This window comes from Salinibacter sp. (assembly GCF_036626415.1).
Classification (GTDB): Bacteria; Bacteroidota; Rhodothermia; order Rhodothermales; family Salinibacteraceae; genus Salinibacter.
The window spans coordinates 18,219-32,795 of record NZ_JAZKRW010000002.1 but is presented as its reverse complement, the minus strand read 5'-3'; the positions used below and the strand labels follow the sequence as shown (position 1 = coordinate 32,795).

15 protein-coding genes are annotated in these 14,577 nt (G+C 65.6%); 4 read left to right on the top strand and 11 right to left on the bottom strand.

The annotated features are described in order from the left end of the window. The first annotated feature begins 86 nt into the window (after positions 1 to 86). The 3 genes from V5A20_RS00705 to V5A20_RS00695 are packed head-to-tail and all read left to right on the top strand — an operon-like array spanning position 87 to position 2,518. Entirely contained in the window at positions 87 to 1,109 is a 1,023-nt protein-coding gene (locus V5A20_RS00705) for an isocitrate/isopropylmalate dehydrogenase family protein (RefSeq protein ID WP_332314507.1), read from the top strand. A 20-nt stretch (positions 1,110 to 1,129) separates the two neighbouring features. After that, positions 1,130 to 1,555: a DUF4293 family protein gene (locus V5A20_RS00700; RefSeq protein ID WP_332326534.1), complete on the top strand. Its 426-nt coding sequence runs from the start codon at positions 1,130 to 1,132 to the stop codon at positions 1,553 to 1,555. 24 nt (positions 1,556 to 1,579) lie between these two features. Then, positions 1,580 to 2,518 (top strand): DMT family transporter, encoded by a 939-nt coding sequence (locus V5A20_RS00695; protein ID WP_332326533.1) that lies wholly within the window; start codon positions 1,580 to 1,582, stop codon positions 2,516 to 2,518. On the opposite strand, the gene V5A20_RS00690 is transcribed toward V5A20_RS00695, so the two are convergent. Further along, positions 2,486 to 3,529: a glycosyltransferase family 2 protein gene (locus tag V5A20_RS00690; protein ID WP_332314504.1), complete on the bottom strand. Its 1,044-nt coding sequence runs from the start codon at positions 3,527 to 3,529 to the stop codon at positions 2,486 to 2,488. The genes V5A20_RS00695 and V5A20_RS00690 overlap by 33 nt on opposite strands. 120 nt (positions 3,530 to 3,649) lie before the next feature. On the opposite strand from V5A20_RS00690, the gene V5A20_RS00685 reads away from it, so the two are divergent. Then, on the top strand, positions 3,650 to 5,599 hold the full coding sequence (locus V5A20_RS00685; RefSeq protein ID WP_332314503.1) for a RecQ family ATP-dependent DNA helicase: 1,950 nt from the start codon (positions 3,650 to 3,652) through the stop codon (positions 5,597 to 5,599). A gap of 16 nt (positions 5,600 to 5,615) precedes the next feature. On the opposite strand, the gene V5A20_RS00680 is transcribed toward V5A20_RS00685, so the two are convergent. The 10 genes from V5A20_RS00680 to V5A20_RS00635 all read right to left on the bottom strand — a co-directional run bounded on the left by V5A20_RS00680 (position 5,616) and on the right by V5A20_RS00635 (position 14,480). Beyond that, a complete protein-coding gene (locus tag V5A20_RS00680) occupies positions 5,616 to 6,029 on the bottom strand; it encodes a DUF4296 domain-containing protein (protein ID WP_332314502.1) in 414 nt (137 codons plus the stop codon). A 2-nt stretch (positions 6,030 to 6,031) separates the two neighbouring features. Further along, a complete protein-coding gene (locus V5A20_RS00675; RefSeq protein ID WP_332326532.1) occupies positions 6,032 to 7,138 on the bottom strand; it encodes a DUF4837 family protein in 1,107 nt (368 codons plus the stop codon). A 187-nt stretch (positions 7,139 to 7,325) separates the two neighbouring features. After that, complete coding sequence (gene trpA / locus V5A20_RS00670; RefSeq protein WP_332314500.1) at positions 7,326 to 8,165, bottom strand: tryptophan synthase subunit alpha; 840 nt, start codon at positions 8,163 to 8,165, stop codon at positions 7,326 to 7,328. Positions 8,166 to 8,211: 46 nt separating this feature from the next. Then, positions 8,212 to 9,432, bottom strand: coding sequence for a tryptophan synthase subunit beta (trpB, locus tag V5A20_RS00665; protein WP_332314499.1), 1,221 nt, complete (start codon positions 9,430 to 9,432; stop codon positions 8,212 to 8,214). Positions 9,433 to 9,511: 79 nt separating this feature from the next. Next, complete coding sequence (locus V5A20_RS00660) at positions 9,512 to 10,177, bottom strand: phosphoribosylanthranilate isomerase (RefSeq protein WP_332314498.1); 666 nt, start codon at positions 10,175 to 10,177, stop codon at positions 9,512 to 9,514. 69 nt (positions 10,178 to 10,246) lie between these two features. Continuing rightward, positions 10,247 to 11,059 carry an indole-3-glycerol phosphate synthase TrpC gene (gene trpC, locus V5A20_RS00655; protein WP_332314497.1) on the bottom strand — a complete coding sequence of 271 codons (813 nt, stop codon included), beginning with the start codon at positions 11,057 to 11,059 and terminating at the stop codon, positions 10,247 to 10,249. 60 nt (positions 11,060 to 11,119) lie between these two features. Then, positions 11,120 to 12,154 (bottom strand): anthranilate phosphoribosyltransferase, encoded by a 1,035-nt coding sequence (trpD, locus tag V5A20_RS00650; protein WP_332314496.1) that lies wholly within the window; start codon positions 12,152 to 12,154, stop codon positions 11,120 to 11,122. Positions 12,155 to 12,187: 33 nt separating this feature from the next. Next, positions 12,188 to 12,790 carry an anthranilate synthase component II gene (locus V5A20_RS00645; RefSeq protein ID WP_332314495.1) on the bottom strand — a complete coding sequence of 201 codons (603 nt, stop codon included), beginning with the start codon at positions 12,788 to 12,790 and terminating at the stop codon, positions 12,188 to 12,190. A gap of 130 nt (positions 12,791 to 12,920) precedes the next feature. Further along, the gene (trpS, locus tag V5A20_RS00640; RefSeq protein WP_332314494.1) at positions 12,921 to 13,955 is read right to left on the bottom strand and encodes a tryptophan--tRNA ligase; all 1,035 of its coding nucleotides are present in this window, start codon (positions 13,953 to 13,955) and stop codon (positions 12,921 to 12,923) included. Between the two features lie 45 nt (positions 13,956 to 14,000). Continuing rightward, on the bottom strand, positions 14,001 to 14,480 hold the full coding sequence (locus tag V5A20_RS00635) for a hypothetical protein (RefSeq protein ID WP_332314493.1): 480 nt from the start codon (positions 14,478 to 14,480) through the stop codon (positions 14,001 to 14,003). Between the last annotated feature and the right edge of the window lie 97 nt (positions 14,481 to 14,577).

Genomic DNA, 14,577 nt, shown 5'->3' with positions numbered 1-14,577 from the left:
TTTCGGCCTTCCTTGGCGTTGCCGAGACGAGCCCCCTCGAATTCGTTCTGCGCTTTCCGTACTGATTCCCAACAACACCTCCATCTATGGCTCATCAATTGACTCTGCTCCCCGGCGACGGCATTGGCCCGGAGGTCACCGAGGCCACCGTCCAGGTCATCGAGGCGGCCGGCGTAGATGTTGACTGGGATCGCCACCGCGTCATCGGCGCAACGGCGGTGGAACGAGGGCGCCCGGCCCTGCCCCCCGACATTATTGATTCCATCCAGGAGCGCGGCACGGCCCTCAAGGGACCCGTGACCACGCCGGTCGGGCAGGGGTTTACGAGCGTCAACGTCCAGCTTCGCCAGCGCCTCGATCTGTACTCGAACGTCCGGCCCGCCAGGAGTCTGGCGGGGCTGGACACGCCCTTCGACGACGTGGATCTGATCATCTTCCGCGAAAACACGGAGGGCCTGTATTCCGGCATCGAGTACTTCGACGAGCGACTCGAGATCGCGGACTCGATTGCCCGCGTCACCAAGCGGGGCGCCGAGCGGATTATCCGATTTTGCTTCGAGTACGCCCAGGCCCACGGCCGCGACCACGTCACGCTCGCTCACAAAGCCAACATTCTCAAGAAAACGTCGGGGCTCTTCCTCGACATCGGCCGCGACCTGGCGGCAGAGTACCCGCAGATTGCGTTCGATGACCGCATCATCGACAACCTCTGCATGCAACTCGTAACGAACCCCCAAGAGTACGACTGCATCGTATCGACGAATCTCTTCGGGGACATTCTGAGTGACCTGACGGCCGGGCTGGTAGGGGGGCTCGGTGTGACGCCCGGGGCCAACATCGGAGACGACCTGGCGGTCTTCGAGGCGGTGCACGGAAGCGCGCCCGACATTGCGGGCCAGAACGTGGCAAACCCCACGGCGATGATCCGGACGGCCGCGATGATGCTCCGCCACATTGAGGAGGAGACGGCGGCCGCAGCGATCGAGCGGGCTGTCTTTTCCCTGTACCGGGACGGCGACGTGCTGACACCGGACGTGGGCGGAGATGCCTCGACCTCCGAGTTTGCCGACGCTGTCTCGACCCGAGTGGCGAGCGAAGTGGACGCGTAGCCGATTGCTTGACCCCCTTTATGATTCAACGCATTCAAACCGTATACCTGGTCCTTGGCGCCCTCGCCCTCGGGGCCATGGGCCTGTTTGAGGTCCCCTGGAGCGACCCCGCCGCACAGCAGTACGCCTGGTTCGTGCCGTCGGTCGTCGGGCTGCTCATGGTCAGTGCCGGGACGGCCCTCGGCGCTGTGTTTCTTTACGAGCGGCGAAAGACGCAGCGGACGGTCGTCTACGGCCTTCAACTGCTCACCATCGTGCTCGCAGGGGTCCTGTATGGCGGGCTGTACACGACCGGCACGCTCACCTTCACCGCCCCGACGGGGATTCTGTGGGGGCGGACGGTTGTGCTGCTGCTTCCGATCGTCGCGTACGTCCTGTTTCGGCTGGCGCGACGAGGGATCGAAAACGACATCGAGCTTGTGGAGTCGGTGGATCGGATCCGGTAGCCCCGACGCCTCTGCGTTCCCATCATGTCCGACTGGCCCCGTCGCATCTATGTTGTTCTGAGCCTCGGCGTCCTCAGCTTCGCGTTCGCGCCCATCCTGGTGCGCTGGGCCGGAGACGCGCCGGGCTTGGCGATTGCGGTGTGGCGGACCGTCACCGCGGCGGCGGTGCTGCTGCCGGCGGCGGCGTTCCGGAGCCGGGCGGAAATGCGCCGGTTTTCGAGCCGGGACGTTCTACTGATTGGGGCGGCGGGTGTGTTCTTGGGCCTCCACTTCATCGCGTGGATTGAGTCGTTGTACCACACGACGGTGGCCAGCGCATCGGTGCTGGTGACAACGAGCCCCATTATCCTGGCCGCCCTCGGCTACATGTTTTTGGGGGAGCGGTTGCGGCGAGGAACGGTGCTCGCCATCGGGGCGGCGGTGGGAGGGGCCGGACTGATCGGCTGGGCCGACGCGGGGACGGTCGTTCTGGGCCAGGGGGCACTGCTGGGCAACGCACTGGCGCTGAGCGGAGCGGTCCTGGTGAGCGTGTATCTGCTGATTGGACGGGTCGTGCGGCAGAAGGTCTCTTGGCTGGCGTACGTGACGCCCCTTTACACGGTGGCGGCGCTGACGGCCCTGGCGGCCGCTGCTCTCCGAGACGTGGCTCTGTTGGGCTACTCCTGGCGCTTCTATGGGCTCTGTGCCGGGCTTGCCCTTGGGCCGCAGGTGCTGGGACACGGATCATTCAACTATGCCCTCCAGCACGTGCCGGCCGCCCTCGTGGGCATGCTGGCGCTCCTGGAGCCGGTGGGGGCGTCGCTCCTGGCGTACGGACTGTTTGGCGAGGTCCCGCCGCCGGCTTCCATCGTGGGAATGGTGGTGGTCCTGGTCGCGGTGGCGGGCGTCGTCTGGCGTCGCAATGCGCCGCCCGACGCCGAGCCGAACCGCTCAGGCGCGGCCGTTCGGGAGAAGGAAGCGTGACTCTGGAAGGTCTGCGAAGACGCGCCGGCCCCGAAGAAAATAGTCGGCAGGCACGAGGCCCCGGTAGAAGGGCAGCACCGTCGAGTCGAGAGAGGGAGGACGGGTGTCGTGGTAGTGCCGACGCATACGAAATGCATCCCGGTAGGCCCGGAGAATGGCCGTGGCTTCCTGTCCCCGTCCCCGCACAAGCACGCGTCCCAGGGCCGCCATGTCGCAGGCCAGCCGGAGCGGCAGCGTCCTGCGCCACGCCGCTGGGGGCAGGTTCTTGTAGAGCATGAGCAGGCTGTTCCGGTAGTTGTAATAGGTCTTTTGGGGGGAGGACTGCGGAAGCGATGCGCCGCCAATGTGGTACACCGTACTCTCGGGGGCCACGCGGACCCGGTAGCCGTGCCGCCAGAGCCGCCAGCAGAGGTCAATCTCCTCCATGTGCATCTCGAACCGTTCGTCGAGGGGGCCGACCTCGTCCAGCGCCGAGCGCCGAAGCAGAAGGGCCGCGCCGGTGGCCCAAAAGATGTCGCGCGGATCGTCGTACTGCCCCCGATCGCGCTCCATGGTGTCGAACAGCCGGCCCCGGGTGAACGGGTAGCCCGCGCGGTCGAGAAAGCCGCCGGCGGCCCCGGCGTACTCGAACCGGTCCCGGTCGTCGTACTGAAGCATTTTGGGCTGCACGGCGGCGACATCGGGCTGCTCCGCGGCTGCGTTTACGAGGGGGTGCAGCCACCCCGGCGGCACCTCTACGTCATTGTTCAGCAGCACCACGAACCGGCCGGAGGCGTGGGGCAGGGCGGCGTTGTTGCCCCGGCAGAACCGCCAGTTCTCGGGGTGGCGGACGATTTTCACCTCCGGGTATTCGCGGGCGACCCAGGCCGCCGTGCCGTCTGTGGAGGCGTTGTCGGCGAGGATAATTTCGAAGTTGGGGTAGTCGGTGGCCACGACGGAGGGGAGACACGCTTGCACGAGCTCTCTTCCGTTCCACGTGACGATAATCACGGACACCGGCGGGGCGGTCATGAGGCAAAGGACCTGCTAATGGGCGGATGAAAGGCATCGTGGGAGAACGAACGTACGATCCGGCCAAACATAACATCTGACCGCGGAAAATGGAATCCCCACTGACATCGCACTTCGCACATGGCCGATCTGACGTCGTATTCGGTTGAGGAGGCCCGCCGGGCGATGCAGCGCCGATGGGGCCACGAGACGTTTCGGCCGGGGCAGCAGGCGGTGTTGGCCCCCTTGCTCGAGGGCCGAGACGTGCTGGGTGTCATGCCGACGGGCGGCGGAAAGTCCCTGTGCTACCAGCTTCCCGCTGTTCTGGCCGACGGGTTCGTGCTCGTCGTCTCGCCGCTGATCGCGCTCATGCAGGATCAGGTGGAGGGGCTGCAGGCGCAGGGCGTGGCTGCCACATTCATCAACAGCACCTTGCCCGGCCATGAGGTCGAACAGCGGTGGACGAACGCGGAGTTTGGGCAGTACGACCTCCTTTACATGGCCCCGGAGCGCTTTTCTACAGAGGTCTTTCAGGCGCGGGCGGAGCGGCTCGACGTGTCGCTCGTGGCGGTCGACGAGGCGCATTGTGTGAGTGAGTGGGGCCACCACTTTCGCCCCGATTATCTCGAGATCCCCGCCGCTCGGGAGCACCTGGGGACGCCCCCGACCGTGGCCCTCACCGCCACGGCCACCCCGGCGGTGCGCCAGGACATCCGCGACCTGCTCGACCTGTCGGACGCCGTCGAGGTGGTTCGCGGGTTCGACCGTCCCAACATCACGTGGTCCGTATTCCGCACCGACAAGAAGTGGGATCGGCTCCGTGCAGTGGTCGACGCGGTGCCCGGTACGGGCATCGTATACGTCCCCACGCGCCGGGACGTCACCCGGTGGCGAAAGCGGCTCGACGCCCACGGAGTGGCCGGGGCCGGGTATCACGGCGGGCTGGATTCGGAGGAGCGCGAACGTCGTCAGCAGGCCTGGGTCAACGACGACGTGCGGGTCATGGTGGCGACCAACGCCTTCGGCATGGGCATCGACAAGCCAGACGTGCGCTTCGTGGTGCACATGGCGCCGCCCTCATCTTTGGAAAGCTACTACCAAGAGGCGGGGCGGGCCGGGCGCGACGGGGCGCAGGCCCATGCAGTGCTCTTGTACCAGCCCACCGACGCGGACACGCAGGCCGCACTCATTGAGGCCTCCCATCCCACCGCCCGAGAGGTCCGGGCGGTGTACGACGCGGTCTGTAGTGTGGGCCAGGTCCCGGTGGGAAGCGAGCCGGAAGGGCCGCTAGCCGTTCGGCTCGATGCTGTGTTGAAAACGACCGGCTTTTCACGGACGAAGGTCCGCACGGCCGTCGATTTGATCGATCGGCAGGGGGCGTGGACCCTCTTGCCCCGACGCCGACACTTCGGGCTGTTGCAGTTCTCGACGACGGTCCGCGAGCTGCGAGACTACGCCGACACGGTGGACAACCGGGCCCTGGCAGCCTTCGTGCGGGCCCTGTTGCGGACCGTTCATGCAGACGCCTTTCGGGAATGGTGGCCGCTCGATCTTCGCGCCACTGCGCGCCGGACAGAGGTGTCGCGGGATCGCCTCCGGCGCGGGCTGGGCTACTTGGAAGGGCAGGGACTGCTCCGCTGGAAGCCCCCGGGGGTGGCCCTTCAGGTCGAGCTCTCGTTTCCGCGCGCGTCGAAGCTACCCGTGGACGATCAGGCCGTGCAGAACGCGCGCCAGCGGGCCGAAACGCGGCTTCAGCACATGATTCGCTACGCCCGCTCGGTCGCGTGTCGGCGCTGGACCCTGCTCACCTACTTCGGCGAAGAGACCAGCGAGGAGTGCGGGGCGTGCGACGTCTGTCTCGGGCGGCATCAACCACCGGCCATTACCCCCGACGACGAACCAGTTCTCCGTCGCATTTTAGAACAGGTGGCAGCGTCGGTCCCGCGGGAAGAATGGGTTGACGATTTGCCGGCGCCTCCCCGACGGATCGAAGAGCTCGTGGAGTGGCTTGTCGACGAGGACTATCTGGCCGTCCGGAATCCCCTGGAGGGATCGGTTCGCCTCACAGAGAAAGCTGAGGATTGGCTATGAGGCACAGCCGAGTTGGCTACGGGGCGTCCCGAACACGATCCTGAAGGGAATCGGGAGCACTTTGAGTGTCAGCGCGGCTTCGGGTCGGGCGTCGGAGGGCCTGGAGTGTATCGATCACGGTCGTGTACACCGCCTCGAACTGAGCCGGATGACGGGTGTAGTGCCGCAGGGTGGTTTCGAACTCAGGCGGATCCACATTATACCGTGCAAAAATCGAATCTCGGAGTCCCAGGGGCGTCGACATGTCCCTCGATTGCCGGGAGGAGGCCATGTGAAGCTCCGTTAGCACGCGCGCAAACGTGCTGTCCGGGAGCCTTTCGTCGTTGGGAGAGAACCCCGAGCATCCCATCAGCAGGCCGACGGCCAAGAGGGCCCCGAGGACGCCGGAGCGGAGAGGGGGGGGGATCGATCGGAGGAAGACAGAAGGCATTATTACCTGTCGGCCGTCGAAGAAACGTCCGGAGAGCGTTCGTCCTCCGCGGTACGGAAGGTGCGCGCCATGACCTCCATCTGTCGGAGGAGGTCGAGCTTATCGTTGTCGGGGGCGAAGATCGATCCGTCCAGCATGTACACCCGATCCGTGGCCTGATCGTAAAACGTGTAATTCACGAAGGGGCCCCCGCCTCCGATGGCTTGTAGATCGTTGTTCCCGTCGAGCGGTGCGACCATGTACCACAGGCCGCGCGAGTCGTAGGCGTACCGGTCTAGGAAGGAGCGCTGTTCGGTTTTCAAGGGACGGCGGTAATCAATCTTCGCGAACCCCTGCACGTTGCCCCGGAGGTGGCGGCGTGTGAGCGAGTCGCGGGTGTTATAAATCCACTCGGGCGTAATCTGATCGGGACTGACGTCCTCAGCGTAGTAGACAAGGAATTCGCGTCGTGTCTGAGCCAGGAGGCGCCGGAGCCATACGAACCCCTCTGATCCGGTGGTCGTGTCGACGGCAATCTGAAAATCCGATTGCACGTTGACGGCAAAGTCGTGGCGCTGCAGGAGGGTGTCCTCGAGGGCCGAGCGGCGCGCATCCTCGTACATGTTCTGATTCATGCGCTGGAGTGTCGCCTCCGTAAACGTGTCCTGGATCTCTGTGCCTCGAGCCTGAAAGGTTTCGGCCAGGGCCTCCGGATTGGAGGCCGCGATATAATAGATGCGCTGACTGCGGCGCCAGAGGTTCGGCTTGGGCACCACGGCGGTCTGTCCCTTCAAGATCGCCTGCTCAGCCTCGCCCGAGAGGCGCCGTCGCAGAAACGACGTCTCGTTCGTCGAGTCACTGAGGGGGGCCGCGATAATGACGTTCTTCAGGTCCTGGATGCGTTCGTAGGTGCGCTCGTCGGTCAGCTCCAGGTGGCGCAGTTGAAAGGAGCGTTCCGAGACCGGAAGGGTCTCGACCCAGGGCGCCACGTTGGCCCGCAGCGCCTCGCCCGGAGCGCTCGTCCAGTACGAGCTGTCCATGACGACTGTAATCTCGCCCTCGGGCCCCACGGCGCGCGGCCGATAGTCGCCCTCACACCCGGCGAGGAGCGGCAGACCTACGAGCAGCATCCCCACCCAAAGCCAGGATGGAACGGCGACAGAGCGACACATGGGACGGGGAGGTTGAGACCTGAAGCAGAGAAGTCGTCACCTCACACGTCTGGGTGAACGAATTGCTCCGGCCCCCACAGGGCTCCGATGCCGGCGTTTTGTTCGTTCACGCCTTCAAAGAAGGCACGTGTCCCCACGTCCAAAATTACGCCGGATCGAGATCGAGTGCAGGGGCCGGAGTGCCAGACTTGAGGTGACGAGCGAACGACTCGACTGCGTCCAGACGCTCCGGCATCGGCCGCTCGGGGGCGTCCCAGAGGGCCGACACGCGGTTGATGAGGGCTGAACCGACGATAAAGCCATCCGTGTGCCGGCTGAGGCGCATTGCGTCGTCGTGTGACTTGATCCCAAAGCCGACAAGCAGGGGATTCTGGTCCACGAGCTCGCGGGTATGCTCGAGGTAGTCGTCCACGGTGGGCGCGTCGGCAAGGTCGCTGCCCGTGAGCCCAGTCACGCTTACGGCATAGACGAACCCGGTGGCCCGCTCGTCGACGGTGCGCATGCGCTCGTCGGAGGTATTGGGGGCGACCAGGAACACGAGGTCCAGGTCGTGGGCGGCGGCCGCATCACAGAGGGCGTCACTCTCTTCAGGGGGGAGGTCCGGAAGGATGAGGCCGTCCACCCCGGCCGCTGCGGCGTTCTGGCAGAACGCCTGGACCCCATATTTGAGCACCGGATTTACGTACCCCATCAGGAGCAGGGGCGTTTCGCTCTCTGTCCGAAACGCCTCGGCGGTCCGGAAGGTATCGGCGAGCGTGACGTCGTGGGAGAGGGCCTGGGCGCTGGCCCGCTGGATTGGGCGTCCTTCGGCCAATGGGTCGCTGAAGGGCATGCCCAGCTCAATGAAGTCGGCGCCTCCACGATCGATCGCGCGGAGAAGAGGGACGGTCGCGTCCGGGGCCGGGAATCCGTCCGTGAGGAAGAGCCCCAAGGCCTTCTCGTCGCGGTCGCGCAGGGGCCCAAACGTCTGGTCGAGTCGGGACATTGTCGGGTCGAGAAAGGAAAAAAGAGAAACGCGTCGGGCCGTGTGTTTACCGGTGTGCGGCAATGGTTTCCATGTCTTTGTCGCCGCGGCCGGAGCAATTGAAGACGAGCACGGCGTCCTTGCCTCGTTCTTCGGCGAGAGTCCGCGCCAGCTCGGGCAGGAGGGCCACGGCGTGGGCCGTCTCGAGGGCGGGAATGATGCCCTCCGTCTGAGACAACAACTCGACGCCGTTCAGCGCTTCTGTGTCGGTCACCGGGTGGTACGAGACGCGCCCTTCGTCGCGCAGGTGGGCGTGCTCAGGCCCCACCCCGGGATAGTCGAGGCCGGCGGAGAGTGAGTGGGCGAGGCTCACCTGGCCGGCGTCGTCCTGCAGAAGGTAGCTCATCGCTCCGTGCAGGACGCCCGGGGAGCCCTCGGCAAGGGTGGCGGCATGGTCGCCGTTGAGGCCGCCGCCCGCCGCTTCCGTCCCGTGTAGTTGCACCTCGGGGTCGTCGAGGAACGGGTGGAAGATGCCGATCGCGTTGGAGCCACCTCCCACGCAGGCGGCGATGGCGTCCGGCGTCTCCCGGCCGGTCTCTTCGCGGAGTTGGTGGCGCGTTTCGGTTCCGATTACCCGGTGAAAGTTGCGCACCATCATGGGATACGGGTGCGGGCCGACCACGGAGCCGATGATGTAAAACGTGTCGTCCGGGTTGGAGACCCAGTCCCGAATCGCTTCGTTGGTGGCCTCCTTCAAGGTTTGGCTGCCCGAGGTGGCGGCCCGGACCTCCGCGCCCAGCAGCTCCATCCGCTCCACATTCAGGCGCTGGCGCTTCATGTCCTCCGCGCCCATGTAGATCACGCAGTCGACCCCAAACTTGGCACAGACCGTAGCGGTGGCCACGCCGTGCTGCCCGGCCCCGGTCTCGGCAATGATGCGCTCCTTGCCCATGCGGGTCGCCAGCAAGATCTGGCCGAGCGTGTTGTTAATCTTGTGGGCCCCAGTGTGGCAGAGGTCCTCCCGCTTTGCATAGATGCGGGCCCCGCCGACCTGGTCGGTCAGACGGTCGCAGTAGGTGAGGGGCGTCGGGCGACCGGCATAGTCGTTGAGAAGGGCCTGGAGGTCGGCCTGAAAATCCGGATCGTCCTTGTAGGTCTTGTAGGCGGCCTTGAGTTCTTCGAGCACGGGGGTAAGGATTTCGGGCACGTAGGCCCCGCCGTACGGCCCAAAGTGGCCGTCGGCGTCGGGAAGCGTGTCGGGACGAGACTCGGTGGCGGAGCGGGGCATAGGAGGCAGGCCGTGCGGAGCAATAATGACGATCGGTAACGGGGTCTTCTCTTACGCGAGACAGGCGCGGCGGTCCGGGTCAAGCGTCATGCGTTTCGGTTTCTTCCAACTCGGCCGCCGCGGCCTGGAAGGCGTCCATGAACGCATCGATTTTCTCGAAGCTCTTCTGTCCGGGGGCGGACTCCAGGCTGCTTGAGAGGTCGATGGCGAAGGGGCGCATGGTTTCGAGCGCCCGGGCCACGTTGTCGGCGTCGAGGCCGCCGGCCAAGAAGACCGGATACTCCTGGGCCAGGTCCCGGGCGAGGCGCCAGTTAAACGACTCCCCGGTGCCGCCCCACACGCTCGAGTCGTGGGTGTCCAGCAGAAAGTACTCAACCTCGTCTTCGTAGCGCTCGAAGAGGGTGTGCAGTTGGTTGGGGGCCGCGTCGTGACGCACGTGGACCGCCTTGATGACGGGACAGTCGACGCGCTCCACGACGTGCGCCGGCTCCTGGCCGTGAAGCTGGGCGAACTCAAACCCGGCGGCCTCGACGGCCTCGTTGATGGCGGGGGCGTCGTCGTTCACGAAGACCCCGACCGGGGCGGGGCCGTGCACCCACTCGATAATGTCGCTGGCGAGGGAGGGCGGGGCATAGCGCGGGCTCTCCTCATGCTGGATAAAGCCGAGGTAGTCGGCCCCGGCGCCGGCCAGATAGCGTGCGTCCTCAAGTTCTGTGATGCCGCAAACTTTGAGCTCAACTCCCATGGGGCGGTACTGGATGGTGGGACATACGGAGGGAACAACGGTCATCGTCGCTGGGCCAACACGTCGGGCTCAGCCGGCCTGCCGGGCAGCGATTTTTTTGCCTTGGGCGCGGAGCTCGGAGAGGGCCTGGCCGGGATGCTCCGCGCGCATGAGGTGCTCCCCGATGAGGACACCGTTCACGCCGGCCTGTCGGAGGCGCACAAGCGTCTCGGGATCGCTTAGCCCACTCTCGGCCACGCGGCCCACGCCCTTTGGCGCTTGCTCAAAGATGCGGAGCGAGTTTTGGATGTCGACCTCGAAGGTATGGAGGTCTCGATTGTTGACACCGAGGACTGTTACCTGGTCCCAGTCGATCTTGTTGAGGTCCTCTTCCGTGTACACCTCCACGAGGCAGGAGAGCCCCAGCTCGGTGGCGGCGGCGTGCAGGTCGGAGAGGCGGCCCGCGTCGAGGGCCGTCGCGATGAGCAAGACCGCATCGGCCCCCACCGCTCGCGCCTCCACGAGCTGGTAGGGATCGATGATGAAGTCCTTTCGCAGGAGCGGCGTCTCGGGCACGTGAGCCCGGATCCAGGCCATGTGCTCCAGGGCGCCCTGAAAGTGGAGGGGCTCGGTCAGTACGCTGATCGCCGCCGCGTCGTGCTCGGTGTACTGCTGGGCGATGGCGGCGGGGTCGAACGCGTCCCGAATGAGGCCTTTGGAGGGGGAGGCCTTCTTGACCTCCGCAATGAACGAGAGGCCGCGCTCTTTCAGGGCCGTCGCGAGCGAGAGGGGCTCCCGCTCGTCGTAGAACGGACGCCCCTTGAGCTCCGAAACTGGCGTCTCTTTTTTTCGCTGCTCGACGAGCTCGCGGGTGTCGTCGATGATGTCGTCAAGAATGCTCACGGTGAGAATGGGTCGGTACTGAGAGAGACCGAGGGGTGCCGTCGCGGGCCATCCCGTGCCTTACTCCGACTTGGCCTTTTTCGACACGCTTGCGAGGGTCTTGAGGGTTTCGAGGGCGGCGCCCGCGTCGATGCTCTCCGTGGCGGCCTCCAGGCACGCGTCGAGGTCGGCGTACTGGTCGCTCACGTAAAGCGCATAGGCGGCATTCAGGACCGCAACGTCACGCCGGGGCCCCTGATCCTCACCGGACAGGATGTCGTGGAGAATGGAGGCGTTTTGCTGGGCGGTTCCGCCTTCCAGGGCAGATATTGAAGACCGCTCCATGCCGTGGGCCTCCGGGCCCACCTCGTGACTCCGTGGGACGGGATTTTGGTCCGTGGCGTCGTATTCGAAGAGCGTCGTGGCGGCGGACACGCTGAGCTCATCCAGCCCATCGTCGGCGTGCAGCGTGATGACGTGGTCGGTGTCCAGCTCGGCGAGGATGCGCACCATCGTCTGCGCGGTGCTCGTGTCGAAGGCGCCCACGATCTGGCGGGTGACGCCGGCCGGGTTGCAGAGGGGACCCAGGATGTTGAAAAAGGTGCGGACGCCGAGCGCCTTGCGCACCGGCATCACGTGCCGCATGGCGGGATGAAAGAAGGGGGCGAAGAGGAAGGCAATGCCGGCCTCGTGGAGGCAGTGCTCCACGCCCTCCTTCTCGAGGTCGATCTGTACCCCAAGCGCCTCCAGCACGTCCGCGGAGCCGGACTGGGAGGAGACCGAGCGGTTGCCGTGCTTGGCCACCGTGGCGCCGGCGCCCGCCGCGATCAAGGAGGCCGTGGTGGAAATGTTGAACGTGCTCGCGCCGTCGCCCCCGGTGCCACAGAGGTCGATGGCGTGGGGGTCGTCGGTCTCTACCGAGACGGCAAACTCACGCATGGTCTTCGTGAAGCCGACCAGCTCGTCCAGCGTCTCGCCGCGGGTGCGCAGGCCCATCAAGAGCGCGGCGATGTGCTCGTCGCGGGCGGAGCCGTTCATCATCGAGGCCATGACCTCTTCGGCGTCCGCTCGGGAGAGGGGGTCGCCATCGGCGATGGTGTCGAGGTAGGTGTTCACGGGCAAAAAGTAGTTGAGGGGAAGGGGGAAAGGCTACGGGGTTTGGGCACGGGGCTGCTCGTCCAGCGCGATCGAAAGCCAGTTGCCAATAAGAGTGGGCCCGGCCCGCGTCATCACGCTCTCGGGGTGAAACTGGATTCCGTACAGCGGATGGGTGCGGTGGCGGAGGGCCATGATCGTGTCCTGCTCCTCTGTCGTGGCCGTCACCTCCAAGTCGTCGTGCGGGAACGTGTCCGGGTCGATAACGAGGGAGTGATACCGGGTCGCCTCGAAAGACGTGTCGAGGCCCTCGAAGAGAGGGGTGCCCTCGTGGTAGACCGGGCTCGTTTTGCCGTGCATCAGCTCGTCGGCCTGGGTGATGGTCCCGCCGAAGACCTCCCCGATGGCCTGGTGCCCGAGGCAGACGCCCAGGATGGGGGTTGTGGCGCCCAGCTCCCGAATGACCGGTTCCGTGATGCCGGCCTCCGACGGATGCCCCGGCCCGGGAGAGATGAGAATGCCGTCCGGGGTCAGGTCCGCCACTTCGGCGACCGTGAGGTCGTCGTTGCGCACGACCTCCAGGTCGTCCGTGTGGCGCCCCACGAGGTGGACGAGGTTGTAGGTAAACGAGTCGTAATTGTCGATGACCAGAATCATCGGTGTGGAGAGCGTGGAGCGAGAAACTGAGCGAGTCTTTGCGTGGGGACCAGCAGTCGGGCCTGGTTGCTGAGCAGAACGAATCGAGGGCGGGCATACCTTGGCCGGGGAGGCCCCGTGGTTGCCCCCGTCAGCGAGTGCGGATCAGTCCGACCCGGTCGCGCACCTGCTCCAGAATCGGCTTGGCTTGGGCGCGGGCCGCGTCTGCTCCCGCCCGCAGAACGTCGCGGACGTAATCGGGCCGCTGCTCGAGGTCTTTGCGTCGGGCACGGGCGTCGGCGAAGTGGTCTTCGATCAATTCGTGGAGTTCCTGCTTGGCGTGGCCGTAGCCGTACCCGCCGGCCCGGTACTTGTCCGCGATCTCCTGCTGCGTCTCCTCATCGGCGAACAGGGTGATGAGGGCAAAGACGTTGCACGACTCGGGGTCCTTCGGCTCCGCGAGGGGCGTCGAGTCGGTGACGATGTTCATCACCTTTCCCTCCAGCGTATCCCCCTCATCGAAGATGCCGATCGTGTTGTCGTAGCTTTTCGACATCTTGCGCCCATCGGTGCCGGGAATGACGGCCACGTCGTCGAGAATGTGGGGCTCCGGGACCGGAAGGAGCGGGTCGTCGTCGGGACAGAAGCGGTGGTTGAAGCGGCGCGCCAGGTCGCGGGCAATCTCGAGGTTCTGCTTCTGGTCCGCCCCCACGGGCACCAGAGACCCGCCGTACGCGAGGATGTCGGCGGCCTGGAGCACCGGGTAGTTGAAGAGCCCGGCGTTTGGCGTAAGGCCGGCGTCGACCTTCTCCTTGTACGAGACCCCCTTCTCAAGCGTGCTCGTGGGGAGGAGGTTGAAGAAGATCCACATGAGCTCGGTCACCTCCGGCACGTCGCTCTGCACGAAGAGGGCTGCCTCGTCCGGGTCGAAGCCGAGCGCGAGGTAGTCGAGGGCGACGTTGAAGGTGTGTTCGCGGAGCTGTTCTGCGTCCTGCACCGTCGTCATCGCGTGGTAGTTCACGATGAAGTAGTAGGCGTCGTGCTGCCGGTGCAGGGTGATGTGCTGGCGGAGGGCCCCAAAGTAGTTGCCAAGGTGGAGGCGTCCGGACGGTTGGATGCCAGAGACCACCACCGGGTCAGTTGTTGCATCGGTGTCCGGGGCCGGGGCGGATTCAGTAGCGTCCATCAGGGCAAGGGATTGGTAGGAGAGAGGGGAGCGTGCTCAGCGTCGCTATGCCGACTCACCAATGCGGCGCTGAAGGGCTTTGAGGGCGGTGAGGCGGTCTTCGCTGTTGCTCTTGATCGCCTGGAGCACGCCGCGGGTGCGCATCTGATGTTCGAGGTCGAGCTCGTCGGCGAGGGCGTCGTTGAACGCGGTTTCGAGGCCGTGCAGCTCCCCAAAGAGGTCGCCGAGCGACCCTTCGAGCGCAAAGTCTTCGGGGGACAGGTCCGTGCCGTTGTACGGTGTGCCGCCGCAGCTCAACACGGTCTCGGAGAGCTTGCCCACGTCGGTCCGGGCGGTCTTTTGGAGCCGCTCCAGCACGTCCACGACACGCGCATCGTCACAGTACCGGACGGCGGCGCCGTAGTGGTGGTTCAGCTCGATGTGCTGGTGGATCAGCGGGTTGATTCGGTCAACCGTCTCGGACCGGCTGAGGGTCTGGCCGGCCCAACCGCGGTTCAGCAGGGCCTCTTTGATGGGGTTCGGCATGGCCGGGAGGGGGAATTCAGAAAGAAAAGCGTTAGTGATACCGGCATTCAGGGGGGAAGTTTGGAGCACGCACCGCTGGAGCGGAGTGCTCCTCAGT